Origin of the sequence: Eubacterium coprostanoligenes, assembly GCF_900167205.1 — a bacterium.
In the GTDB taxonomy this organism is placed as follows: Bacteria; Bacillota; Clostridia; order Oscillospirales; family Acutalibacteraceae; genus Eubacterium_R; species Eubacterium_R coprostanoligenes.
In genome coordinates this window covers 147,973-174,648 of the sequence record NZ_FUWW01000002.1, presented here as the reverse complement: position 1 = coordinate 174,648, position 26,676 = coordinate 147,973, and the positions used below count along the sequence as shown (strand labels likewise).

The following is a 26,676-nucleotide window of genomic DNA, read 5'->3' as shown; positions in this document are numbered from 1 at the left end:
AGCATTTGGATGCTTTGAAATCGGTCTGTGAGACTTATCGGTTAGTGATTTGACTGTTCCATCGTATTTCCTGTTCCAACGCATTAATGATGATTTTGATATGTGATACCTTCGACATACAAAATCTATATCTTTACTTTGTCGGTACAATTTTACTGCGTGTATTCTTGTTGTTATTTGGTGTGGACAATATCTCTTGTTTTGTGTTATACTATTCATGGCGATTGAGTCCTTTCTTGATAGCGTGGGTTTGTGGTTATTCTTATTCTATCTTTTCTCAATCGCTTTTTCTATATCTTTTTGGTGTCACATCTATTGTAACGCTACAATATTATAATATTTATATATATTATCTAATTGACATTATTACTGAATAATGGTATTATAAATATTGACACATTAACAATAAATTTGGAGGATACTCTTAATGGATCAAACAACAGAAAACAAGGATGTAGAAATTGACCTTGGCAAAATTTTCTACAAAATGCGTGGCAAATTCATTTACATAATTATCATAACAATTCTTGCTGCCATTGCGTCAGGATTTATCACACACTTTGCGATTACTCCAAAGTATTCGGCAACAACAAAAATGTATGTATACTCAAACACCGACAGAATTTCTACAGATTCTACAATTACATCCAACGAAATTACTGCATCACAGGATTTGGTAAATACATACATTTACATTTTGAACAGTGACACTGTTCTTGAAGCTGTTATCAAAGACTTGGACCTTAATATGACACCAAACAGACTCAAAAGAATGATTAGCGCAAGCCAAGCCCCAAAAACAATTGCGTTTGAAGTTACCGTTACTGCAAACGATCCGAAATCAGCTGCAAAGATTGCAAACTCTATTGCCAAAATAGCTCCTAACGAAATTGTACGAGTTGTTAAGGCCGGCGGTGTAGAAATCATTGACTATGCAAAAGTTCCTACTGCTCCGTCATCACCTAACCTTGCAAAAAATGTGCTTATTGCCGCTTTTGCAGGATTGTTCCTTTCATTCCTTGCATTCTTCCTTTATGAATTCTTTGATACAACAATTACAAGTGAAAGAGATATTCTTGGTGAATTTGAGATTCCTGTTCTTGGCACTGTACCAAGTCTTGAATTAAACACAGAGATGCAATCAAAGTATCCTACAAAGAGCGATAAAATTGCAGGCACAAAAACAGTCAACAAAAAAACCGACAGTGATTTTGTCTTAAAACCAAGTGACGAAATACTCGAAAACATACAAAATGCGAAGGGAGATGACAAATAATGCTTAAGTTCAACAAAAAGGGTGGAGCAAATTCAATCCACACCACAGACAGCACAAAACTTTTGACTGCTTCTTCAACATTTGCAGTTAAGGAAGCATATAACTCAATAAGAACAAATCTCCTTTTCACACAGCAAGGTGAAAAATGCCCGATATTTGTCGTTACAAGCCCTACTGCTAACAACGGTAAGACAATCAATTCGGCTAACCTTGCCATCAACTTTGCTCAAATGGGCAAAAAGACATTGGTTATTGATGCGGATATGAGAAACCCATCACTTCACAAACTTTTCTCATTAAGTTCAAGAAACGGTCTTTCGGAAATTCTTGCAGGTCTTACCGACAACATCACTGTTACAAAAACGGACATAGAGAATTTGTCAGTATTGACATCAGGCAAAATTCCTCCAAATCCAACAGAGCTTCTCTCTTCACCGAGAATGGACAAATTGCTCGACTTTGTCAAAGAGCATTACGACTGTGTATTTATTGACACACCTCCGGTGAACATTGTGACTGATGCAACTGTATTTTCACAAAAAGCAACAGGATATGTTATCATCGTAAAAACCGATACAACAAATGTTCCTGAACTTAAAACAACTGTTTCAACTCTTCAAGGTATCAATGCAAACATTCTTGGCTTTATTTTGAACGACGCAAACAGTGAGAAAAAGAAATATTATTCTTATTACAGAAAATACAGCCGTAACTATTCATATAATTACAAATATTCCTACGGCAACGATAAAAAGTAAAAACAATTAGGTGTTATAGCAAATGGACAAGAGAATAAAAACTCAATTTTGGCTTGAATTTGCCGTTGATATTTTTTCGTTAACAATATCATTTGCGGTTTCGTACTTTTTTTCAAGATACGCACTGCACAAGTTGGATGACACGGAAACAGGACTTCAATGGACAGTATGTATATTCTGCCTTATTGTCGCTTTCTTGATAAGCTATTTTCTATTTCACAAAGGCGTTGACATCAGGCAAAGAAACAAAATCGGCGAATTTGTCAACACAATCAAAAATGATGTGCTTGTATTTTTGATTTTCATTGCCCTGCTTGCGGTAGTAAAAAACCCAATAATCAACAGACGATTTTTCATCGGCTGTGCAAGCGTTGTGTTTTTGTTCTTAACAACCATAACAAGATACTATCTCAAGAGATGGCTCACAGGCGGTTATTCACCTGCCAAATCAAAAATCACATCATATGTCGGCGTTTTAACCATCAAAGACAGAGCCGAGGAATTTATATCGGGTCTTAAAGACGACTGGTCAATCAAAATCACAGGTGTTGCCCTGCTTGACAATTTTGTTGAAAACGGCAGATTTACATATGACAAGGATTTTGAATTCGGTTCCGAATACACCAACGAAAAAATACGAACAAAGAAAAAAATCAGGTTTCCTCATATAGTTGCGGAAGATGTGCCTGTAATCGCTACGGACATCAGATTTATTGATTGGATAAGAAAAACTCCGCTTGACGAAGTTTTCATCAATCTTCCGTATTACACAAGCAGTGATGTTTTTGAAATTGTTGAGGAACTTGAAGGAATGGGCGTTACAGTTCACCTCAATGTTCCAACACTTGACAACTTACTTGACGAAAGTAACTTCAACAACATCAACTGCAAGATTTATTCGGGATATCCGCTTGCAACATTTGCACCTACTGTTCACAACAGCACAAGTCTTGCAATAAAGCGTTTTGTTGACATAATCGGAGCAATTGTCGGTCTGATTATTTCAATACCAATAATTGCAATTACTGCAATTCCGCTGTTAATTGAATCACCGGGTCCGCTGTTCTTCAAACAAGAGCGTGTGGGTCAAAACGGCAGATTATTTAATATTTACAAGCTTCGTTCAATGTACAAAGATGCAGAAGAACGCAAGAAAGAGCTTATGGCTCAAAACAAAATGGACGGTCTTATGTTCAAAATGGACAACGACCCAAGAATTACAAAAGTCGGCAGAGTTATACGCAAGCTCAGCATTGATGAATTACCTCAATTTTTCAATGTGCTCAAAGGTGATATGAGCCTTGTCGGAACAAGACCGCCGACAGTCAGAGAATTTGAGCAATACGAAAACCGCCACAAGCGTCGCCTTTCAATGCGACCGGGCATAACCGGAATGTGGCAGGTAAGCGGCAGATCAAACATCAACGATTTTGAAGATGTTGTAAAACTCGATTGCGAATACATCGACAATTGGAATTTACTGCTTGATGTGAAAATATTGTTAAAAACAGTTAAGGTTGTGCTTACTCACGAAGGAGCAGAATAATGAAAATTGCAATGATTGGACATAAACGCATTCCATCAAGAGAAGGCGGAATAGAGATAGTTGTATCTGAACTTTCGAAGCGTATGGTCAATCTTGGCAATGATGTTGTTGCATATAACAGAAAAAGCGAACACATTGCCGGCAAAGAGCACGAAACAGCAACAGGGCTTAACACTTGGGAAGGTGTGAAACTCAAATGGATTCCGACACCCAATTCATCAAAGCTCAATGCCATTGTATACAGCTTTTTTGCAACTTTTGATGCATTGTTTCACAAATTTGATGTAATACATTTTCATGCAGAGGGGCCTGCATCAATGGTTTTGCTTGCAAAACTGTTCAGAAAAAGATGCATTGTAACCATTCATGGAATAGATTGGCAAAGAAGCAAATGGGGTGGCTTTGCAACAAAATTTCTTAAATTCGGAGAAAAGACTGCCGCCAAATATGCTGACGAAGTAATCGTACTTTCTCAAAATGTTAAAGACTATTTTCTAAAGACATACAATAGAGAAACTGTTTTTATTCCAAACGGTATATCCCCTGCTCAAGTTATTTCACCTGAAATAATCAAAGAAAAATATAATATTGATAAAAATGAATATATTCTTTTTTTAGGACGACTTGTTCCTGAAAAAGGTATACATTATTTGATAGAAGCATACAACAAAATCAACACAAATAAGACTCTTGTCATTGCCGGCGGTTCAAGTCACACAAGTGAATATGAATCTCAACTCAAAGATATGGCAAAATCAAATCCCAACATTATTTTTACGGGATTTATTGAGGGCAAAGAGTTAGCAGAGTTATATTCAAACGCATATATCTACTGCTTACCGAGTGATTTGGAAGGTATGCCTATCAGCTTACTTGAAGCTATGAGTTTTGGCAATTGTTGCCTTACATCCGACATATGCGAATGTACTGAAGTTTGCGAAAACAATGCCGAATATTTCAAAAAAAGCAATGTTGAAAATTTGAAAGATAAATTGCAGTATCTTTTAGATAATGATGACATTGTAAATAACTACAAAAACAATGCCTCGAGCTATATTTTGAACAAATATAACTGGAACAAAGTCACAAAACAAACATTGGATTTATACTCTGAATTATAAGGCGGAAGAAACAATGAAAGGTATAATTCTTGCAGGTGGTAGTGGAACAAGACTCTACCCTCTTACAAAAGTAACTTCAAAACAACTATTACCTATTTACGATAAGCCTATGATTTATTATCCGCTCAGCACTTTGATGCTTGCGGGAATAGACGACATTCTTATTATTTCAACACCGACCGATTTGCCGAATTTTGAGCGACTTCTTGGTAACGGCAATCAATACGGAATTAAATTATCATATAAGGTTCAGCCGTCTCCTGACGGTCTTGCACAAGCATTTACGCTTGGCAAAGATTTTATCGGTGATGATTGTTGTGCTATGGTTTTAGGTGATAACATTTTCTATGGTGCAGGTTTCACTGCTATGTTGGAAGATGCAAAGCAAAATGCCGAAAAAAATCGCAGAGCAACAGTTTTTGGATATCATGTTGACGATCCGGAAAGATTTGGCATTGTAGAATTCAACAACAATAACGAAGTTGTTTCTATTGAAGAAAAACCGCAAAATCCAAAATCACCGTGGGCTGTTACAGGATTATATTTTTACGATAACCGTTGCATTGAGTATGCTGAAAATCTTAAACCTTCAGCTCGAGGCGAATTAGAAATAACCGATTTAAACAGAATATATCTTGAGAATAACGAACTTGATGTTGAATTACTTGGCAGAGGGTTTGCATGGCTCGATACAGGTACAATGGACAGCTTGATAGATGCTGCCGATTTTGTTAAAACTATTCAAAATCAACAGAACATCCGTATTTCTGTGCCTGAAGAAATTGCTTGGCGTAAAGGATGGATTAACACAGATCAGCTTATTGAATCCGCAAAACAATATGGAAAATCTGATTATGGCAAATATCTTATGCAAGTTGCAAAAGGAGAAATGATGATATGACAATCATAGTAACGGGCGGTGCCGGTTTTATAGGTTCAAATTTCATATTCTATATGCTCAAAAAGCATTCTGACTATCGAATTGTTTGTTTGGATAAACTTACATACGCAGGCAATCTTTCAACGCTTGCTCCTGTAATGGGCAATCCTAATTTTAGATTTGTCAAGGCAGATATTTGCGATAAAGAAGCAGTTGAAAAGCTTTTTGAAGAAGAACATCCTGATATTGTTGTAAACTTTGCAGCAGAGTCACATGTTGACCGTTCAATTGAAGACCCGGGCATTTTCCTCAAGACAAACATCCTTGGCACACAAACGCTTATGGACGCTTGCCGTAAATATGGTATTCAGCGTTATCATCAAGTTTCAACCGATGAGGTTTATGGTGATTTACCACTTGACAGACCTGACCTTTTCTTTACAGAAGAAACTCCGATTCACACTTCTTCACCGTACAGTTCATCAAAAGCCGGTGCGGATTTGCTTGTTCTTGCATATTACAGAACATATGGTTTGCCTGTAACAATCAGCAGATGTTCAAATAACTACGGTCCATATCATTTTCCGGAAAAATTGATTCCGCTTATGATAGCAAACGCACTTAACGACAAGCCGCTTCCTGTTTATGGCGAGGGACTCAATGTTCGTGATTGGCTCTATGTTGAGGACCACTGCAAGGCTATTGATTTGATTATACATAATGGCCGTGTCGGTGAGGTTTACAACATTGGTGGACACAATGAAATGAAAAATATTGATATTGTTAAGCTCATTTGTAAAGAACTCGGCAAACCTGAAAGCCTTATCACTTATGTTGCAGACAGAAAAGGCCATGATATGCGTTACGCAATCGACCCGACAAAGATTCACAACGAACTCGGTTGGCTTCCTGAAACAATGTTTGCAGACGGAATAAAAAAGACTATCGCTTGGTATCTCGACAATAAGGAATGGTGGGAAACCATCATCTCCGGTGAATACCAAAACTACTATGAGCAAATGTACGGAAACAGATAATGAAAGTATTAGTAACAGGCGTTAAAGGTCAGCTTGGTTATGATGTTGTTAACGAATTAACTAAAAGAGGACACACTGCTATTGGTGTTGACATTGACGAAATGGATATTACCGACAAGCATAGTGTTCAAATAGTAATAGAAAAAACTAAACCGGATTCAGTAATTCACTGTGCCGCTTGGACTGCTGTTGACCTTGCCGAAGATGAGAACAAAATTTCTTTGGTTCGTGCAGTAAATACAGACGGCACAAGAAACATTGCTGAAATATGCAAAAAGCTCAACTGTAAGATGATGTATATCAGCACAGATTATGTGTTTAACGGTCAAGGAACAGAACCTTGGGAGCCTGATTGCAAAGATTATGAACCACTAAATGTTTACGGTCAAACAAAATTGGGTGGCGAACTTGCTGTTGCAAATCTTCTTGAAAAATATTTCATTGTTCGTATAGCTTGGGTTTTTGGAGTTAACGGCAATAATTTTATCAAAACTATGCTAAATGTTGGCAAAAAATATGACGAACTTACTGTTGTTAACGACCAGATAGGAACACCTACCTACACATTTGATCTTGCAAGACTTCTTGTCGATATGATAGAAACTAAAAAATACGGTTACTATCATGCAACAAATGAGGGCGGATATATCAGTTGGTATGATTTTGCCTGTGAGATTTTCAAGCAAGCAGGATATAATACAAAAGTTAAACCTGTCACAACAGAAGAATATGGTTTATCAAAAGCTAAAAGACCGTTTAACAGCAGACTTGACAAAAGCAAACTTATCGAAAACGGATTTAAGCCACTGCCGACCTGGCAAGACGCTTTGTCAAGATACCTTAAGGAGATAAATTATTAATGGGACAAATTGCAATTGAAAAAAATGTTGGTGGAATTGAAGGACTTTGCGTTATCACCCCAACTGTACACGGTGATAATCGTGGATATTTTATGGAAACATACAATGAAAACGATATGAAAGAAGCCGGCATTGATATTAAATTTGTTCAAGACAATCAATCTGCCTCTACTAAAGGCGTTCTTCGTGGACTTCACAGACAAATAAATTATCCGCAATCAAAACTTGTCAGAGTTATAAAGGGCTCTGTTTTTGATGTGGCTGTTGATATGCGTCAAAACAGTCCGACATATTTAAAATGGTACGGCATTGAGCTTACAGAAGAAAACAAAAAGCAATTCCTTATTCCAAAAGGGTTTGCACACGGATTTCTTGTATTGAGCGACTATGCCGAATTCTGCTATAAGGTTGATGATTTCTTTCAGCCAAACGATGAGAGTGGAATTGCATATAACGACCCAACAATCGGTGTTAAATGGCCTATATCGAGTGATATGGTGCTTAATCTCTCAGAAAAAGATAAGGCTTGGAAGCCTTTAAAATAATATTTAAATTCGGAGCAAACAATGAGAATTGTACTTGTAAATAAATTTTTATATAAACGTGGCGGGAGTGAAACATATTTTATAAATTTAAACGAAGTTCTTGAAAAAGCCGGTCATACTGTTTTTTGGTTCGGAATGAATGACAAAAGAAATGAACACCGTCCTGAAGAAAAATACTATATCCAAAATATTGATTATTCACAAGAAACCTCTGCTTTATCGCAAATTAAATTAGGAATAAAATCAATTTATTCATTTGAAGCAAAACATAAATTTGAAGCCCTTATCAGAGAGTACAAGCCTGATATAGTACATATAAATTTAATTCACAGACAAATCACGCTCAGCATTTTAGATGTATGCGAAAAATATAATCTCCCTGTCGTATTTACTACGCATGACCTTGTGTGCTCATGTCCGGTCGGAAGTTTGCTAACATCAACCGGCGAGACTTGCAGAAAGTGCTACGGCGGACATTATATCAATTGCATTAAAAACAAATGTATAAAAAACAGCACTGCCAAAAGTATTATAGCGTTTATTGAAGAAAGCTTTTATAAAATTCATAAAAGCTATAACAAAATTGATGCTTATATTGCGCCGTCTGAATTTTATCAAAATGAAATATTAAAAAGCAATATTACAAACAATCAGGTATATCATCTGACAAACTTTTTACCGATTAATACAGAATACTCATTACACGAATCAAAAAACTTTTATCTTTTTTTAGGAAGTCTGACAAAAAACAAAGGCGTGATGACAATTTTAAAAGCCTTTCATAAAGCCCACATTGATGATTTTAAACTTGTTTTGGCAGGTAACGGACCTGAACAAGAAACTTTAAATGAATACATACACAACAATGGACTTGAAGAAAAAGTGCTTTTACCGGGATTTGTATCGGGTGATGAATTAGCAAGATTAAAAAAAGAAGCTTACATAGTTATTATGGCAAGCGAATGGTATGAAAACTGCCCTTACGGTTTAATGGAACCTATGGCTTACGGAAAGCCTGTTATCGGCTCAAGAATGGGTGGAATACCTGAACTTGCAATAGACGGCATAACAGGCTGGACATTTGAATCAAAAAACGTCAACGAATTATCTGACTTATTTGTTAAAACGAGTAAATTAAGCAAGGATGAATACGCTTCCCTTTCGAAAAGTACACTTGATTTTGCAAAAAAAACATTCAATTCAAAAAACTATATCAATAATTTATTAGAAATATATAAAAAAGTTATCGAAGGAAAAAATCGCAAATGAAAATATATGAAATTGGCACAGGATACACTTCAATCCCGGCAAAAATTTCCGCTGCCACCGAAATTATCATTGAACAGCTAACTTACGCCATGATTGAAAATGGCGAAGATGTTACCATTATTGATATAGAAGATAAAAACAGAAAAAGCAATTCATTACCTATCACGGAAATTAAAGTTCCGCTTTTTTCTGATAAAACAGATACTTCACTTGGAATAATTCACAAAATTAAGCGAGTTTTATATTCAATTGCTGTTGTGAAAAAGCTAAAAAATATTCTAAAGAATTCTAAAGAAAAGATTTTTTTGCATTTTCACAATCAATACAATATGTTTTTCTTTTTGAAACTAACATCAGCTAAAGAAAGAGAAAAATGTATTTGTGCATACACTAATCACAGCGGAATTTGGACTCTTGATTGGAACGAATCAAAAGACATAATTAACAAACGATATTTTCAAGAAGCCGAATGTATGAAAAAAGCCGACTATCTTTTTGTTTTGAATAACAAAACAAAAGAAAATGCGATAAATCATCTCGGTGTAAACAAAGATAAAATTTTCTTAATAAGTCACGGCGTAAATACAGACATTTACAAACCATTATCCGTTGAAGAAATTGAAAAAACAAAATCAGAAATGAATTTGAGCAATAAGAAAATAATTCTGCAAATCGGTTCTGTAAATGAAAACAAAGGACAAAAAAGAACACTGCAAATGCTATTGCCTTTAATGAAAGAACGACAAGAGTTAGTTTATGCTTATGCCGGCGGAATTGTTGACGAAAATTATCAAAATGAAATTTTGAAATTTGCAAAAGTAAACCAAATTGAACATCAAATAAAATATCTCGGAATGATTCCTCCAGGCGAAGAATTAAATAGAATTTATAACATCGCTGAAGCTACAATTGTTCCGTCAAAATTTGAATCATTTTGTTTAGTCGTTATAGAGTCATTTTCGGCAGGTGTTCCTGTATTATTAGACGAAAATTCATCGTTCTCTTTTAGTGAAAGCGCCTTGCTATACACAGCCGATAATTTTGAGCAAGTTATCAAAGATAATATTTTAGATAACAAAGAACAACAAATAAAACTAAAAAAAGAAGTTCGTGAAAACGCATTAAATAACTATAATTGGAACGCTATAGCAAAGCAATACACGCAAATTTAAATCTAACTAAGCTCAAATTAAAGACATAATAAATTAAGGGGAAAAGAATGAACAATACTTTACAAAAAAAAGAAATATGGATTGACAATGTAAAAATTTTTGCATGTTTATTTGTTGTATTAGGCCATTTTTTCCAAAGTATGGTAATTTCAGATATTCTTCCTCAAAGCGATTTATATTATTGGTTTAACACAAGCATTTATTACTTCCATGTTCCACTTTTTTTCATATGTTCCGGATATTTGTATAAAAAAGTTCATCATTATTCAACTGTAAAATCACATTTCAAATTAGTTGAAAAAAAGCTAATTAATTTAGGTGTACCGTATTTTACTTTTTCACTAATAACATGGGTTTTAAAAAATATATTTAGTTCAAATGTAAACACTCAAACAGACGGATTTATTAAATCAATGTTCATTGAACCAATACCACCGTACTGGTTTTTGTATTGTTTATTCTTTTTGTTCTTGATTACACCGATATTTAAAAACAAATCTCAAAATTATTATTTTTTTGTTTTTGCAATTGCATTAAACATTTTAACGCAATTTGTAAACATTGATATTTACATAATTCAAAAAATATGTATAAATCTTGTTTGGTTCTCATTAGGAATTATATTAGAACAATCTGATTTTTACAGAACAAAGAAAAAAGAAAATCTATATATCAACATAGCGTTATCATTATTATTCGTTTTGTTAAGCATTGTATTTTCTTTAAAAAGAATCTCGTTTCCATGCAAAAGCTTACTTATGGGATTAATATCATGCTTTTCGTTTTTAGGAATAATAAACTATATTTCAAAAACAGAAAACCAAACAAAAATTTTAGGTTTTCTGGCAAAATATACTATGCACATCTTTTTGCTTCATACAATTTGTGCAGCATCTTTAAGAAGCTTGCTATTTAAACTTAATGTCACAAATAGTGTTATTCATATAATTTTAGGAATAATTATAAGTTTTATAGGTCCGATTATAATCGGAATTATTTCAGATAAAATAAAGTTTTTGGATTTCTTTTTTAAACCAAACAAATATATAAAAATTAAAGAGTGATTAAAATGGCAAAAAAACTTAACGGAACAGTAATTGTTACATATCGTTGCAACGCAAGATGCACAATGTGCAACAGATACAAAGCTCCATCAAAAAAAGAAGAAGAAATTTCAATTGAAACAATCAAAAAGCTTCCGCCTATGTATTTTACTAACATTACGGGTGGCGAACCTTTTATCAGAGAAGATTTAAAGGATATCGTCAGAGAACTTTACAAAAAAAGCGACAGAATCGTTATTTCGACAAACGGATTTTTCACGGACAGAATTGTTGATTTATGCAAAGAATTTCCTCAAATTGGTATTAGAATTTCTATTGAAGGTCTTGAACAAACAAACAACGAAATCCGTGGGCTTGATGACGGCTTTAACAAGGGTTACAGCACCCTTAAAAAACTTGTTGATATGGGAATGAAAGATGTCGGTTTTGGTATGACTGTACAGGACAAAAATGCTCCTGACCTCGTTCCGCTTTATGAACTTTCCAACAAGATGGGCATGGAATTTGCCACTGCTTCACTTCATAACAGCTTTTACTTTGTTGAAGCAAAAAACAAAATCAACGACCGTCCGATGGTTGCCGAGAATTTTGAAAAACTTATCAACGAATTATTGGCTTCAAACAGCCCTAAAAAGTGGTTTAGAGCATATTTCAATCACGGCTTAATCAATTACATTTACGGTCAAAAAAGACTTTTGCCTTGCGATATGAGCTTTGACACATTCTTCATTGACCCATACGGTGATGTTATGCCTTGCAACGGCACAAAAGACAAAGAAGTTATGGGTAACCTGAACGAGCAAAGCTGGGATGAACTGTGGAACAGTGAACAAGCAGAGCGTGTAAGAAATATCGTTAGACATTGCGACAGAAACTGTTGGATGATTGGCTCTGTATCTCCTGCTATGCACAAATATATTTGGGTGCCTGCATTGTGGGTTGTAAAACATAAACTCAAGTTTTGGACAAAAGAAAAATACTCAATGTATGAGAGTCAGGTTGTTCGTGACTACCGTGACGGCAAGGTTACAAAAGAAGAACTTGACAAGCTCTCAACCTGCGATATGGATGCAGTAATCAATAACGGACTTTCAACCGCTTCAATGGAACAATTAAAAAACAGAACCGGCGAAGAAATTGTTGATGAGGATATAAATGCACAGAATCTAAAATAACAGGATTATTTTTATGCAACTAAAACAATTAATTAAATCAGGTTTAGGATTTATAACAGCAAAAAAGCATCATATAAATAAAATTGGCAAAAATGTCTATATAGGGAAGCAAACAAAAATCACTAATGGTAAAAATATATACTTAGGCAACGATGTTCAAATTCGACCATATTGTGATTTATTTGCAGATGATTTTATAATTATTAACGAAGCCTGTGATATTGGTATCAGAAACAGAATAGACGGAAACGTTATATTTGAAAAAAAGTGTTTTAACAGGACCTGATAACTATTTTTCATTATATGATCATTGTTATACCGACACTGACAAGCCGATAATTATACAAGGAGCATATAAGCTAAACAATAACGGACACGATGAAATGATTATCGGAGAAGGTTCTTGGATTGGCACTCACTGTGCTATAATCGGCGATGTACATATTGGAAAGCACTGTGTTGTCGCTGCTAATTCGGTTGTAACAAAAGATATTCCGGATTATTGTGTAGTAGCAGGAGCACCTGCAAAAATCATAAAAAAATACGACTTCGAAACGAAAGAATGGATAAGAAATAAATAAAAATAGGAGATTAAATGAAAATTTTAATGCTTGTAAATTGGAAAATTGAATATTGTGATTCTGTTCCATATGACAAGCAACCGCCTGATTATTACATAAAAGGTCAAGACTATTGGTTTTACAGATATTTTGCAGAAAAGCCCGAAGTTGATGTTTTAGATATATCAAGTTTCCCCGCTTTGGAAAATTTTGAACAAAACACCCTTCACTTTTATATTCAACAAGGTCTAAAAGCTATTCCAAAATTAAGCAATTTTGATTTAGTTGTTTCACACGGTATGCCGAGTGCCGTGATTGTTGCTCTGTGGCAAAGGATTTTCAAAAAAAAGGTTAAGCACATTGTTTTTGACATTGGATGCTTTAATTCTGCCGCTGAAGACGGAGCAATAATGAAAATGATGCAATTTGTAAGCAAATCAATAGACGGCATCATTTATCATTCAAAATGCCAAAAGGAATATTATGAAAAGTATTATCCATGGCTGAGCAACAAAAGTAAATTTATTCGTTTTGGCACTGACCTCGATTTTTTCAAAAATGATGAATTAAAAAAATCAGATGATTTTGGATCATATATTATTTGTATCGGTGCAAGCAGACGAGATTGGGACACTCTTGTAAAAGCATATCAAACTCTTGACACAGATTTAAAACTCAGAATTGTTGGAAAAGTTAACAGTGAATATGAAAATATTAACGGAATTGAACAAATTCCACACATTCCTGTTAAAGAAATGATTAATCAAATATACAATTCCAGATTATGCGTTCTTCCGCTTGAAACATTTTATTTCTCATATGGTCAAATGACTTTTCTTCAACAAATGGCATTAGGAAAATGCGTTATCAGTGCAAAAGTTCCGAGTCTTGAAGGATATGCTGAAAATATGAAAACAGCAGTGTTTTATGAACCTAAAGATATTCAATCCTGTGCAAACGCAATTAAAACAGTTCTAAACGATTCAGATTTAGAAAATTCAATCATCACCAACGCAAAAGAATATCTTCAAAAAGAATGTAATGAAAAAGTAATGGCTCAAGAAATTGAAGCGTTTTATAATAAAATAATAAAAAGTTAGGATTACATAAATGAAAATCACTTTTAGAAAAATTGATATTTGGAAATATTTATTTCTATATTTAATATTTCAAGCACCTATTTCAAATTTAATTAAAAATGAATTTATAAGTAATATTTTTGGATATTCGGATGAAGCCATTGGTGTTATTTTATTCATAATCGTTATATTTAAAGCTATGAAGTCCGAAATAACCTTATTGCGTTTTGAACGATATATGTTGGTATTTATGTTTATATTTGAAATAATCGGTATTATTTCCGGTTTTAAATATAAATATCAAGAAATCCCATATATGTTTGTCGACGCTTATACTTGTGCAAAATTCTTCATATATTATTTATGCGCCCGTTTGTTAACGCAAGGAAAGCTTTCAAAAGATTACTTTTTGTCCATAAATAGAATTTGTAAAATAGTTGCTGTAATTTTCTTTGCTCTTTCACTACACGAAGTGCTGTTTGATCAGTGGTGGCCAAACCCTGATTATCGCTATTTTGCATATTCGGTTGAATTGTTTTTCGGACATCCTGAAGCTCTTGCTCGTGCATGCATAACATTTATTTTTGTACTTGCCTATAATTATCGCTACTGTAAACACAATATTTATTATATCATAATGCTTACAGCTGTTATGATATTCACATTTAGAACAAAAGCAATTATAGGTGTGTTCACGCTTTATATATTATATATATACTTTGTTAAATTAAGATTTAAGAGCTTAATACCAATTGGTATTATATCAATAGGCGGTGCCAGTTATTTAGGATATAATTCCTTGTATGGATACTATATCGAAACTGAAGAGTCTGCAAGAAAAATTCTAACTTTAGATAGTATCCAAATTGCAAAAGAATATTTCCCTTTTGGTAGTGGATTTGGAAGTTTTGCTTCAAACATAGCTGCGCAGTATTATTCGAATTTATATGTAAAACTCGGATACTTCTTAAGAAACGATTTAGCTATAGGTGAAAAAAATCATTCATTTTTAAGTGATACCTTTTGGCCTATTGTAGTTGCGCAAACCGGATGGATTGGAACAATTGCTTTTATAATGACATTATTGAGTATGATTTTATACATAATTCAAACCAGAAAGAATGATATATATTATTTTTGGGTTGCAATATCAATCATAGCATATGACATTATTTCATCATTTGCTGCTCCGGCATTCTTTTACCCAGCCGCAATTGCACCGTTTTTATTTTTAGGACTAATTACCTCGATTAATGAATTTCCTAAAAGAAACTAAATTATACTTCCGTTAACTATAAGGGGGTTTAAAATATGGATAAAGTTTCGATAGTTGTTCCTATTTATAACACAGAAAAATATCTTGATGAATGTATTGAAAGCATTATCAATCAAACATATAAAAATCTTGAAATCATACTCGTTAATGATGGTTCGAAGGATAAAAGCCCACAAATTTGTAATGAGTGGGCAATAAAAGACAACAGAATAATAGTAATTCATAAGTTAAACGAAGGCGCAGGAATAAGCAGAAACCGAGGAATAGAAATTTCTACCGGAAATTACATTTTATTTGTTGACAGTGACGATTATATTGCTCCAACGCTTGTAGAAAAATGTTTAAATGCAATTTCAAAAAGTCCCTCTGCTATGGTAATGTTTGGCACAACAAATATTAATGAATGCGGAGAAATAATAAATAAACAAACACACTATACTAATAAATACATTTTTGAAAGAGATGAAATTCAAAAGGAATTGCTTCCGGAATTACTTTTTTCTAAAAATCTCCAAACACAAGACATAAGAATCTATACGTGCATGGCAAATTTTTATTCTCTTGATATCATAAAAAAAACTAATTGGAAATTTAAATCTGAAAAAGAATATCTTTCAGAAGATTTATTTTCTATAATAAGTCTAATTCCTTATATAACCAAATTTGTTATTATAGACGAACCATTATATTATTATCGACATGGTCATGAATCACTTTCCTCATCATCAAGATTAAATGATTATGAAATGATCAAAAAATTCTACAAACAATGCATTGAACTTTGCGAAAAATACAATTTTAACGGTAATGTACAAAAGTCTATGAGTGAACCGTACCTATCATTTACAATAACATGTCTAAAATCTAAAATTCGACAAAAAAAGCCCTTCACTGAAAAGTATAAAGAAATAAACGCAATTCTTAAAGATGAACTCTTGCACAAGTTGCTTAACGAGCGTAAATTGCGTGAAGAAAAGATTTCAAGACATTTACTGTTTGCAGCTATTAAGTCAAAGAATTATCTGCTCACTTGGCTATTAATTTATTTGCAAGCACATAAAGACTAACAAAAGAATTGAAAATTTCGATGTTTAATTAAGTAATTACAAAATTGTATTTCTTAATACCAGTTTTAAACAACTAAAAATCAAAATATAATTATAAAAATTATCGTCAAATGACATATTCTTATAATTATACCACTCTTAAAAACTATAAAATAATTATGGACTCAAACGATTATAAAAAAGCATCATTATGTTATTTAATAGGTAACTTCTTTAATAAAGGAATTGCCTTTTTAACTATTCCTATTTTTACAAGATTGCTTTCAACAACCGATTATGGATTAATTAACACATATACTTCTTGGGTTTCAATTATCACTTTATTTATAGGTTGTGCACTATTCATGGGGTTGCGTTGTGCATTTGTTGACTTTTCTGATAATATTGATGATTACTTATCGACAATAATTAAATTTACCGTTATTATATCATTCACATTTATTATAATAACACTTTTAATAATTAAAATTTTTAAACTCGATGTGCCCATTACACTTGTTATACTGTGCCTAATAAATTCAAGTTCCTGTGCGATAATTGAGAATATCAGTATGTATTATATGATGAAATTCAATTATATAAAACGCACAATATTAATGATAGCACCAAACTTATTATCGGTGATTTCTGCTATTTTACTAATTCGTTTTGTATTAGATAACAACCTATATTATGGAAAAATAGTTCCTGAAGTTTTATTTTATTCATTATTTGCTATATTAATTATTATATCTCATGGCAGAAAAAAAGGAATAAACAAAAATTATTTAAAACACGGACTCAAGATTTCACTTCCTTTGATTATTCATGGAGCAGCATTAAATATTTTATCACAGTCAGACAGAATTATGATAACTTGGTTAGACAGTGCGTCAAATTCTGGAATTTATAGCCTATCATACAGTTTAGGAATGATTACATATGCTATCACTCTTTCCATTGATGGAATATGGATTCCTTGGCTAACAAATAAAATAACTGAAAAATCATATAAAGAAATTAATTTTATAACTGAAAAATATATTAAATTAATAACATATATTATGTGCTGTTTAATAGTTGTATCTCCTGAAATTTTAAAAATATTATCTTCCAAGGCTTATTGGGAGGGTATTAGATTAATACCAATCATTATATTGGCTAATTTTCTATTTTTTGCTTACAATATTTATACAAATGTGGAACACTATTATAAAAAATCAAACCAAATAACTGCATTAACAATTTTTGCTGCTATATTGAATTTAGTTTTAAATTATATTTTTATACCAAAATTTGGTTATGTCGCTGCTGCATACACAACAGCAATTTCATACTTTGTAGTTTTCATACTTCATAGTTTTTATTCGAAAACACTAAATTCAAATATTTTTCATATAAAGATATTTATCGTTCCTATTTTTGAAATATTAGCTTTTTGTGGTTTATTTTACTTATTTATAGATAAACCGCTCATAAGATGGATTATAGCAATAGTTTACTTGATTATAGTAGCGTTTGTTCAAAGAAAAACCATAATTAACTTACTTTTGCCAAACTTGAAAAACAGGTTAAAAAAAAACAATAAAACCTCTTGACAAAATCAAGAGGTTTTTGTTTTAACTATTGAATTTACAGTCCGAAGAAGTCTTCGGCGTTTTTGATGCTGTTGTATTTGCGGGCGGTCAAAGGCTTATTGCCCTGACTGATGGTTTGCTTCTTTTTGTCCAAAGTCAGCTCATCTGATTCGCCGTCTTCTGTGCTGATTGTGAGGGTGTTACCCTTTATTTTGTATTCGCCCTTGTTAGTTGAAACAACCCAGTTTTCGTCACCTGTTTTGGAATAATCTGTTGAAATGAATGTTCCGTCACTGTTGAACTTGAATGCTGAAACGCTGTAGCTGTCAGCCTCGTTATAAGGGTCGGTGTACCAATAACCGTTATAGATATAATCAACAGGCTCGTCCTTTTTGGCGGTTGTGCTTGTTGATTCCTGCTTGTCTGTTGTTGGTTCATCCGTGACAGTTTCAATTAGAGAATGGTCAAATACTGTGTCGCTTATATCAGTTTTTGTATTTGATGTGAAATTGACTGTCTTATAATATGTATATCTGTTGTCATCATTATAATACGAAAATGTCATTTCAAATGTATAGGTTTGATTTCCCTTGCCCGACAAATCCAAATCATCCATGTCAAAGAAAATACACCTGAACGACTTGTCCACATTTGCGGTATAATTATAATCCGTTGACACTGCCTGTGGTTTTTTGTGCATAGTTTCATCAACCTCGCCGTTGTAAACATTTACACCGTGAATGTACTCGATTGATGATGCGTCTTTGATTTTTACATACACAACCTTTTCATCACCGTTTATAACGCCGTAGCCACTTGAAAAAGAGAGTTTCGGCTGATCCTTGGCACTGTTGACACCATAAAAATAAAAATACGATACAATCCCTGCAACAGCAATAACAACAATTGAGAAAATGATGAATATTGCTCTTGTGATTGGCTTTTTCTTTTTTGAAGAATACACATCCTCAAAAACCATATCCTGATTTGAAAGAAGAACATAATCCGAATTCTTATTAACAGTTGCACCGCAATTTGGGCAGATGCTTGATTCTTTTTCTACCCTTGCTCCACAATTTTTACACTTCATATTTTCACCTACTATAAATTAGTATAGATTAACTATATAGGTTTTAAGCCAAATTGTCAACAAATCTTGAAAAAATACCTAAAAAATGTTGACAATCAAAGATGATTGATGTATTATATACACGGTTAGCGAGGACTAACCTTTATTTTAGCCTTTATAGTTAGTCCTGACTAACTATAATTTAACTATATAGGTTAGCGTAAACTAACCAAAGGAGATGTATATATGATGCCGTTAAAGCTTGCAAATGTCAGTGAGGAGCTGACAATACAAAGAATTGCAGGATTGCCTGCTGTCAAGGCTCACCTTGCCGACCTCGGTTTTGTTGTGGGTGCAAATGTAACAATCGTTTCGGGCATTGACGGAAATATAATTGTCAATGTCAAAGGAAGCAGGATTGCACTCAGCGAAGATATGGCAATGAAAATATTTGTATAACAATTTTTTAGGAGGATAATATGAAAACACTTAAAGATGTAAAAATCGGTAAAACAACTCGAGTTGTTCGTATTCACGGTGAGGGTGCTTTGAAGCGCAGAATTATGGATATGGGCATCACAAGAGGCGTTGAAATCTATGTCAGAAAGGTTGCTCCTCTCGGCGATCCGATTGAAATAACCGTCAGAGATTACGAGCTTTCATTAAGAAAATCAGACGCTAAACTAATCGAAGTTGAATAATTTTTTTACACTAAAAGTTAGCCATAACTAACTATGAAAGGATGAACACGAATGAGTATTAAGATTGCCCTTGCAGGCAACCCAAACTGCGGTAAAACAACACTGTTCAACGCACTTACAGGCTCAAACCAATATGTTGGTAACTGGCCGGGTGTAACAGTAGAAAAAAAGGAGGGCAAGCTCAAAAAGCACAGTGATGTAACAATCACCGACCTTCCGGGTATATATTCCCTCTCCCCTTACACAATCGAAGAAATTGTTGCGAGAGATTACCTCATCAACGAAAAGCCTGATGCTGTGCTCAACATCATTGACGGCACAAACCTTGAAAGAAACCTTTATCTCACAACTCAGGTTGTTGAGCTTGGTATTCCGGTTGTTGTTGCCGTAAATATGATGGATGTCGTAAAAAAGAATGGCGACAAAATCAACATTCAAGAACTTTCACGACAGCTCGCCTGCCCTGTTTTTGAGATTTCCGCTTTAAAGGGCACGGGAATAAAAGAGGTTGCAAACGCTGCTGTTGAAGCGGCAAGCAGAGAACCGAGCGAGCCACAGCACAAATTCAGCGGAGTTGTTGAGCACGCATTGGCGCACATTGAAGAAGCAACCCTACATACAATGCCAAAGAATCAACAGCGTTGGTACGCAATCAAGATTTTTGAGGGTGACGACAAGGTGCTTGAACAAATCAAGATTGACCCTGCAACATTGAAGCACATCAAAAACGACATTGCAGACGCTGAAAAAGAACTTGATGACGATGCAGAATCAATCATCACCAACGAAAGATATATTTATATTGCATCAATCATCAAAAGCGTTTATACTAAAAAGAGCAAAGGCAAACTTTCTGCCTCTGACAAGATTGATAAAATCGTTACAAACAGAATTTTAGGTTTGCCGATTTTTGCCGGTGTTATGGCACTTGTTTACTTCATCTCTATGAAATGGATTGGTGCAATCGGTACTGAATGGGTAAATGATGTTCTATTTGGCGAATGGGTGCCAAACCTTATTCAAAAAGCTCTTGAGGGAAGAATTGCCGATTGGCTCTACGGTCTTATTCAAGACGGTATCGTTGCCGGTGTAGGTGCGGTTCTCGGCTTCGTTCCGCAAATGATTGTATTGTTCCTCTGCCTTGCATTCCTTGAGGGATGCGGATATATGAGCCGTGTTGCATTTGTTATGGACAGAATTTTCCGCAACTTCGGTCTTTCGGGCAAATCGTTCATTCCTATGCTTATCGGCACAGGATGTGGTGTTCCCGCCGTTATGGCTTCTCGTACAATCGAAAACGAGCGTGACCGCCGTATGACAATTATGACAACAACATTTATTCCTTGCTCTGCAAAACTTCCTATTATCGGACTTATCGCAGGTGCGTGCTTCGGTGGAAGCGGTTTGGTTGCAACTTCGGCTTATTTCATCGGCGTTGCATCAATCATTGTTTCCGGCATTATGCTCAAAAAGACAAAAGCATTTTCAGGAGACCCTGCTCCGTTCGTAATGGAACTTCCGGCATACCATTTGCCGACAGTCGGCAGCGTGCTCCGTTCAACTTGGGAGCGTGCTTGGTCATTCATCAAAAAAGCAGGTACAGTTATCACACTTGCAACAATCCTCATTTGGTTCTTGCAGGCATTCACCTTTAAGGGCGGATTCCAAATGACAGACGATATGGACATTTCAATTCTTGCATACATCGGCAAGGCATTCTGCTGGTTGTTCGTTCCACTCGGTTGGGGCGGTTGGAAACCTGCCGTTGCAAGCGTTACAGGACTTATCGCAAAAGAAAATGTTGTTGGCACATTCGGTATTCTCTATCACTTTGCAGGCGAACTTGCAGAAAACGGTGACGAGATTTGGAGCAACTTTGCAAAGAACCTCAACGAACTCAGCGGAGGTCACGCAATCCTCGCAGCTTACAGTTTCCTCATCTTCAACCTTTTGTGTGCTCCTTGCTTCGCAGCGATCGGCGCTATCAAGAGAGAAATGAACAACACAAAGTGGACTTGGTTTGCTATCGGTTACCAATGCGGATTTGCTTATATCATCGCACTTATCGTATATCAGCTTGGCATCGCATTTTCGGGTACACCGAATGTTATCGGTTTAATTGCCGCAATTGTTCTTACCGTAGGTATCCTCTACTTGCTCTTCAGAAAGAACAAGTATGACGACAACAAATTGACAGTCAAATCAAAATAATAATCTATCGAGGTGATTCTTGTGATTGAATTTCTTCAACAAAACATATACACAATCATTGTTCTTGCGGTTCTTATCATTATAGTCGCACTCATCATAAGAAGTCTTGTAAACAAAAAAGGCGGAGGCTGTACCGGAGATTGCTCCTCCTGTGGCGGAAGCTGTTCATCGGCAGGCGGTTCAAAATATATGGTAAAAACAACGCTTGCGATTGACGGAATGATGTGCTCAATGTGCGAAAGCCATTTGCAAGACGCAATCAGGGCGAACTTTGATGTGAAAAAAGTGAAGGCAAGCCACCAAAAAGGCACAATAATCATCATAAGCAAACACCGCCTCGATGAAGAAAAACTGAAGAATGTAATTAGAGAAACAGGCTACACATTACAAAATATACAATTCGAATTAGCAATGTAGTAATCCCTTCCAAATACTCCGAGTCTATTTCTCTTTTACAATACCAAAGCCCGTGCAGACATCCCACCTGCACGGGCTAAAAATTTGTTTTATCTGCTTAATTCTACTTCCGTTTCATAATGGTGCTTGTAAACTTTTCTACACCGTAGGGGCGAACTGCGTTCGCATATAGGAAGATAATATTTTCCCCAACAAATCAAAAAGAAAATATGTTTACCTTTTAACCCCTCGGTCGCATATAAAATGCGACAGCTCCCCTTGATTACATAACAAGGGGAGCCTCAATAGGTTTTATTTTGTGTGTTCGTCAAGAGTAAGGTAGTAGGCTTTGAGGAAGTGGTCGGAGAAATATTTTACCTCCGGCATATCAATGTCGGCGATTTTTTGTTCCTGCGCCTTGAGGGCAATGTCAAATTCTCTGTTGCCCATTCTGTTTTCCTCAATGCACTTAATGAGAGCCGAGATTTTGTCGGCAGCCTTAACAAGTTTCCACAACTCTTTTTCGTCCTCGTTCGGCTCGAATAAAGAGTTATATTCTGCCCTGTAATCATCAGGGAGCATTGCAAGAAGTCGTTGACCCGCAACAGCCTCTATATCCTTATAAACACTTTTTATATCATCATTATAATACTTAACGGGAGTTGGCATATCGCCTGTGATAACCTCGGTAGTATCGTGATACAACGCAAGCACGGCAACACGGTTTTCGTCGTAATCCTTGCCAAATTCCTTTTTGCCGATAAGTGCAAGCGCATGTGCAATAACAGCAACGCTGTGGCTGTGCTCGGCAATATTTTCCTTTTGAGTGTTCGGCATAAGTGCCCAGCGGTCAATATACTTCATTCTATTGACCATTGCGAAAAAGCTGTAATTATCATTCATCGTCTTCACTCGCCTTAATATCAATTCCAAGTTCGCCGAGTTGAACATCATCAATATATGACGGAGCACCGCTCATAAGCTCACTTGCATTTTGTACTTTAGGAAATGCGATAACATCACGGAGCGAATCAGCACCGCAGATGAGCATTGCAAGACGGTCAAGACCGATACCCATACCACCGTGAGGCGGAGCGGCATAGTGATAAGCATCAACAAGGAAGCCGAACTTTGCATCAATTTCTTCCTGATCCATTCCGAGAAGTTCAAACATCTTGGTTTGAAGCTCGCAATCAGTAATTCTCATTGAGCCTGATGAAAGCTCTGTGCCGTTGAGTACAAGGTCGAATGCCTGTGCCTTAACCTTTGACTTATCGGTGTCGAGATACTGAATACTCTCCTCCATAGGCATTGTGAACGGATGGTGAGCGGCAACCCACTCGCCTGTTTCCTCGTCCAACTCAAAGAACGGCATTTCTGTAATCCAAAGGAAATTCCACTTGCCTTGCGGAATAAGGTCAAGTTCTTTGGCAACCGCAAGACGAAGTGCACCCATGATTGTGAGAGCCTTGCGTGTTTTGTCGCTTACTATAAGAACAACATCGCCCTGCTCTGCACCGAGAGTTGAAAGGAGTTCTTCAAGTTCGCCGTCCTTAAGGAATTTTGCAAATGAGCAATTTGGCGCTTCATCTGCCCAACGAACATAAGCAAGACCCTTTGCACCGATACCCTTTGCAAACTCTGTGAGCTTGTCAATTTTCTTTCTTGTGTATGTTGAAGCGGCGTTCTTTGCAACGATAGCCTTAACAGCACCACCGTCTGCAATTGCGCTCTTGAACACAACAAAATCGGTTTTGTCCGCCCAATCTGAAATATCTTCAATAAGCATATCAAAACGAGTATCAGGCTTGTCAGAGCCGTATTTATTCATAGCGTCGGCAAAAGTCATACGAGGAAGCGGAGCATCAATGTTTACATCAATGGTTTCCTTCATAAGTTTTGAGATAAAGCCTTCTGCCATATCCATAATATCGTCGCAATCAACGAAACTCATTTCAAGGTCGATTTGAGTAAATTCAGGCTGACGGTCTGCACGCAAATCCTCATCACGGAAGCAACGAGCAAGCTGAATGTATCTGTCAAAGCCTGCAATCATTGTAAGTTGCTTATAAATCTGCGGTGACTGTGGCAAAGCATAGAACTTGCCGTTGTGAATTCTTGACGGAACAACATAGTCACGAGCACCCTCCGGAGTTGACTTAATCATCATCGGAGTTTCAATCTCGATAAAGTCGTTTGCATAGAAATACTCTCTTGCAATCTTTGCAATTTCGTGACGCATAAGAATGTTCTTTGTAAGTTTTTCGTTACGAAGATTGAGGTATCTGTATTTAAGAGTGGTTTCGTCACCAACCTTCTCGCTCTTTTCAATCTCGAAAGGAGGAGTTTTTGCCTTTGAAACAATACGGAAATCGTTTACTATAACCTCAATTTCACCTGTCGGAAGGTCCTTGTTTTTGCTTTCTCTCTCTGCAACAACACCTGTTGCGGCAACAACATATTCACTTCTTACCGACTGTGCATCGGCAAAAATTGCTCTGTCTGTTTGGTCGTTGAACGAAAGCTGAATGATACCTGTTCTGTCTCGCAAGTCAATAAAGATGAGGTTACCCAAATCTCTTTGACGCTGTACCCAGCCAAAAACAGTGATTGTTTGACCTACATTTGAGATGTCAAACTTTGCACAATAATCTGTGCGCTTCATACCCTTAATTGAATTAGTCATTATTTTGTCCTCCGAGAAATAGTGAATTAAAATCAAAAGCCTCGCCGTTGATTTCCAAATCCTTGAGCTGGCTGTCGAGAGTTATGCTGTAAAATCCCGAAACAAAGGTTTCAAGGCTTATATTGCTTTGCTCGCCTGTTGCCATATCCTTGAGGACTGCCGATTTTGTATTCACCTCGTTGTCGCCGATAACAACATTGTATTTTGCACTAATCTTGTCGGCATATTTCATCTGCGCACGAAGTGATCTGCCGTTCAAATCATAAACAACGCTGTATCCCTCATCACGCATATCTTTTGCAATTTCCACTGCCTTGAGAGTTGCTTTGTCGCCCATAGCAACAATGAACAAATCAGGACGGGACGGTTCAGGGAATTCGCAACCCTGTGCTTCCATAACAAGCTGAAGTCTTTCAAGTCCCATACCGAAGCCGAGCGACGGTGTGTGCTGACCGCCAAGTTCCTCGATGAGTCCGTCATATCTGCCGCCGCCGCAAACAGTGCCCTGCGCACCGATTGAATCAGCAACAAATTCAAATACGGTTTTTGTATAATAATCAAGTCCTCTTACGATTTGAGGATTTACGATATATTCGATATTCATAGCGTCAAGGTAGCTCTTTGTTTTTTCAAAATGCTCCTTGCACTCGTCACAAAGATAATCAAGAACAACCGGAGCGTCCTTTGCAATTTCGCTGCAAACAGGGCTTTTGCAATCAAGAATACGCATAGGGTTGCGGTCGAGTCTGTCACGGCAAGTGTCGCAAAGTTCGTTAACTCTTGAAGCAAAATATTCCTTGAGTGCCTTGTGATATTCCGCACGGCAGGTTGGGCAACCGATTGAATTAAGTTCAAGGTGCAAATCCTTTACGCCGAGTTCATCAAAAATCTGCTTTGCAAGTGCAATCATCTCTGCATCTGCAAGAGGCGAAGTTGCACCGAAGCACTCGATGCCGAACTGGTGAAATTCACGAAGTCTGCCTGCTTGTGGCTTTTCGTAGCGATAGCAAGAAGTGAGATAGCAAATCTTTTGAGGAAGAGCCTCGTTTGAAAGACCGTTTTCCAAAAATGATCTTGCCGCACCTGCTGTGCCCTCCGGACGAAGTGTGATTGAGCGACCGCCCTTGTCATCAAATGTGTACATCTCTTTTTGTACAACATCTGTTGTGTCACCCACACCTCTTTGAAAAAGCTCGGTGTGTTCAAGCACAGGAGTTCTCATTTCCTTGTAGCCGAAATTTTCGGCAACAGTGAGGCAAGTAGACTCGATATATTGATTTTTGTACACTTCGGACGGCAAAACATCCTTTGTGCCCTTGATAGCTTTTGTTATAAGTGCCATAGCTGTTCTCCTATATACAACATTTGAGGT

27 protein-coding genes are annotated in these 26,676 nt (G+C 35.9%); 22 read left to right on the top strand and 5 right to left on the bottom strand.

Going from position 1 to position 26,676, the window contains the following annotated elements:
• Positions 1-219, bottom strand: a 219-nt coding sequence (locus tag B5D29_RS08550; RefSeq protein WP_143406705.1) for a transposase, incomplete at its 3' end; no start/stop codon positions are given.
• Between the two features lie 208 nt (positions 220-427).
• Between B5D29_RS08550 and B5D29_RS01535 the strand changes: the two genes are divergently transcribed.
• The 18 genes from B5D29_RS01535 to B5D29_RS01450 all read left to right on the top strand — a co-directional run bounded on the left by B5D29_RS01535 (position 428) and on the right by B5D29_RS01450 (position 18,262).
• Positions 428-1,276, top strand: coding sequence for a YveK family protein (locus B5D29_RS01535; RefSeq protein WP_078767810.1), 849 nt, complete (start codon positions 428-430; stop codon positions 1,274-1,276).
• On the top strand, positions 1,276-2,034 hold the full coding sequence (locus B5D29_RS01530; protein WP_078767809.1) for a CpsD/CapB family tyrosine-protein kinase: 759 nt from the start codon (positions 1,276-1,278) through the stop codon (positions 2,032-2,034). Before B5D29_RS01535 ends, B5D29_RS01530 begins: the two co-directional genes overlap by 1 nt.
• A 22-nt stretch (positions 2,035-2,056) precedes the next feature.
• Positions 2,057-3,580: a sugar transferase gene (locus tag B5D29_RS01525; RefSeq protein ID WP_078767808.1), complete on the top strand. Its 1,524-nt coding sequence runs from the start codon at positions 2,057-2,059 to the stop codon at positions 3,578-3,580.
• Positions 3,580-4,701 (top strand): glycosyltransferase family 4 protein, encoded by a 1,122-nt coding sequence (locus B5D29_RS01520; protein ID WP_242941714.1) that lies wholly within the window; start codon positions 3,580-3,582, stop codon positions 4,699-4,701. Before B5D29_RS01525 ends, B5D29_RS01520 begins: the two co-directional genes overlap by 1 nt.
• Before the next feature lie 13 nt (positions 4,702-4,714).
• The gene (rfbA, locus tag B5D29_RS01515; protein WP_078767807.1) at positions 4,715-5,602 is read left to right on the top strand and encodes a glucose-1-phosphate thymidylyltransferase RfbA; all 888 of its coding nucleotides are present in this window, start codon (positions 4,715-4,717) and stop codon (positions 5,600-5,602) included.
• The gene (gene rfbB / locus B5D29_RS01510) at positions 5,599-6,618 is read left to right on the top strand and encodes a dTDP-glucose 4,6-dehydratase (RefSeq protein ID WP_078767806.1); all 1,020 of its coding nucleotides are present in this window, start codon (positions 5,599-5,601) and stop codon (positions 6,616-6,618) included. Before rfbA ends, rfbB begins: the two co-directional genes overlap by 4 nt.
• On the top strand, positions 6,618-7,478 hold the full coding sequence (gene rfbD, locus B5D29_RS01505; protein ID WP_078767805.1) for a dTDP-4-dehydrorhamnose reductase: 861 nt from the start codon (positions 6,618-6,620) through the stop codon (positions 7,476-7,478). The genes rfbB and rfbD overlap by 1 nt, the downstream gene beginning before the upstream one ends.
• A complete protein-coding gene (rfbC, locus tag B5D29_RS01500; protein ID WP_078767804.1) occupies positions 7,478-8,023 on the top strand; it encodes a dTDP-4-dehydrorhamnose 3,5-epimerase in 546 nt (181 codons plus the stop codon). The genes rfbD and rfbC overlap by 1 nt, the downstream gene beginning before the upstream one ends.
• A gap of 21 nt (positions 8,024-8,044) precedes the next feature.
• Positions 8,045-9,292 carry a glycosyltransferase gene (locus tag B5D29_RS01495; protein ID WP_078767803.1) on the top strand — a complete coding sequence of 416 codons (1,248 nt, stop codon included), beginning with the start codon at positions 8,045-8,047 and terminating at the stop codon, positions 9,290-9,292.
• Positions 9,289-10,464 (top strand): glycosyltransferase family 4 protein, encoded by a 1,176-nt coding sequence (locus tag B5D29_RS01490; protein ID WP_078767802.1) that lies wholly within the window; start codon positions 9,289-9,291, stop codon positions 10,462-10,464. The genes B5D29_RS01495 and B5D29_RS01490 overlap by 4 nt, the downstream gene beginning before the upstream one ends.
• A gap of 47 nt (positions 10,465-10,511) precedes the next feature.
• The gene (locus B5D29_RS01485; protein ID WP_078767801.1) at positions 10,512-11,528 is read left to right on the top strand and encodes an acyltransferase family protein; all 1,017 of its coding nucleotides are present in this window, start codon (positions 10,512-10,514) and stop codon (positions 11,526-11,528) included.
• 5 nt (positions 11,529-11,533) lie between these two features.
• Positions 11,534-12,703 (top strand): radical SAM protein, encoded by a 1,170-nt coding sequence (locus tag B5D29_RS01480; protein ID WP_078767800.1) that lies wholly within the window; start codon positions 11,534-11,536, stop codon positions 12,701-12,703.
• Between the two features lie 13 nt (positions 12,704-12,716).
• Entirely contained in the window at positions 12,717-12,989 is a 273-nt protein-coding gene (locus tag B5D29_RS01475) for an LbetaH domain-containing protein (RefSeq protein WP_078767799.1), read from the top strand.
• A gap of 97 nt (positions 12,990-13,086) precedes the next feature.
• Positions 13,087-13,284: an acyltransferase gene (locus tag B5D29_RS01470; protein ID WP_078767818.1), complete on the top strand. Its 198-nt coding sequence runs from the start codon at positions 13,087-13,089 to the stop codon at positions 13,282-13,284.
• Between the two features lie 14 nt (positions 13,285-13,298).
• Positions 13,299-14,363: a glycosyltransferase family 4 protein gene (locus B5D29_RS01465; protein WP_078767798.1), complete on the top strand. Its 1,065-nt coding sequence runs from the start codon at positions 13,299-13,301 to the stop codon at positions 14,361-14,363.
• Positions 14,364-14,373: 10 nt separating this feature from the next.
• Positions 14,374-15,618: a hypothetical protein gene (locus tag B5D29_RS01460; protein WP_078767797.1), complete on the top strand. Its 1,245-nt coding sequence runs from the start codon at positions 14,374-14,376 to the stop codon at positions 15,616-15,618.
• Positions 15,619-15,653: 35 nt separating this feature from the next.
• Positions 15,654-16,685: a glycosyltransferase family 2 protein gene (locus B5D29_RS01455; RefSeq protein WP_078767796.1), complete on the top strand. Its 1,032-nt coding sequence runs from the start codon at positions 15,654-15,656 to the stop codon at positions 16,683-16,685.
• A 158-nt stretch (positions 16,686-16,843) separates the two neighbouring features.
• Complete coding sequence (locus tag B5D29_RS01450) at positions 16,844-18,262, top strand: lipopolysaccharide biosynthesis protein (protein WP_159443371.1); 1,419 nt, start codon at positions 16,844-16,846, stop codon at positions 18,260-18,262.
• Between the two features lie 34 nt (positions 18,263-18,296).
• Here the strand turns inward: B5D29_RS01450 and B5D29_RS01445 are convergent, their stop codons facing one another.
• Complete coding sequence (locus B5D29_RS01445) at positions 18,297-19,331, bottom strand: zinc ribbon domain-containing protein (protein WP_078767794.1); 1,035 nt, start codon at positions 19,329-19,331, stop codon at positions 18,297-18,299.
• 225 nt (positions 19,332-19,556) lie between these two features.
• Between B5D29_RS01445 and B5D29_RS01440 the strand changes: the two genes are divergently transcribed.
• From B5D29_RS01440 to B5D29_RS08860, 4 genes are read left to right on the top strand one after another with little or no spacing between them, the layout of a single operon-like run.
• The gene (locus B5D29_RS01440; protein WP_078767793.1) at positions 19,557-19,769 is read left to right on the top strand and encodes a FeoA family protein; all 213 of its coding nucleotides are present in this window, start codon (positions 19,557-19,559) and stop codon (positions 19,767-19,769) included.
• A 20-nt stretch (positions 19,770-19,789) separates the two neighbouring features.
• Positions 19,790-20,011 carry a FeoA family protein gene (locus B5D29_RS01435; protein ID WP_078767792.1) on the top strand — a complete coding sequence of 74 codons (222 nt, stop codon included), beginning with the start codon at positions 19,790-19,792 and terminating at the stop codon, positions 20,009-20,011.
• Positions 20,012-20,062: 51 nt separating this feature from the next.
• A complete protein-coding gene (gene feoB / locus B5D29_RS01430; RefSeq protein ID WP_078767791.1) occupies positions 20,063-22,222 on the top strand; it encodes a ferrous iron transport protein B in 2,160 nt (719 codons plus the stop codon).
• Between the two features lie 21 nt (positions 22,223-22,243).
• Positions 22,244-22,639 (top strand): heavy-metal-associated domain-containing protein, encoded by a 396-nt coding sequence (locus B5D29_RS08860; RefSeq protein ID WP_143406704.1) that lies wholly within the window; start codon positions 22,244-22,246, stop codon positions 22,637-22,639.
• A gap of 291 nt (positions 22,640-22,930) precedes the next feature.
• Here the strand turns inward: B5D29_RS08860 and yfbR are convergent, their stop codons facing one another.
• The 3 genes from yfbR to hisS are packed head-to-tail and all read right to left on the bottom strand — an operon-like array spanning position 22,931 to position 26,646.
• Positions 22,931-23,521 (bottom strand): 5'-deoxynucleotidase, encoded by a 591-nt coding sequence (gene yfbR, locus B5D29_RS01420; protein WP_078767789.1) that lies wholly within the window; start codon positions 23,519-23,521, stop codon positions 22,931-22,933.
• On the bottom strand, positions 23,514-25,304 hold the full coding sequence (aspS, locus tag B5D29_RS01415) for an aspartate--tRNA ligase (protein ID WP_078767788.1): 1,791 nt from the start codon (positions 25,302-25,304) through the stop codon (positions 23,514-23,516). Before aspS ends, yfbR begins: the two co-directional genes overlap by 8 nt.
• Complete coding sequence (gene hisS / locus B5D29_RS01410) at positions 25,297-26,646, bottom strand: histidine--tRNA ligase (RefSeq protein ID WP_078767787.1); 1,350 nt, start codon at positions 26,644-26,646, stop codon at positions 25,297-25,299. The genes aspS and hisS overlap by 8 nt, the downstream gene beginning before the upstream one ends.
• Between the last annotated feature and the right edge of the window lie 30 nt (positions 26,647-26,676).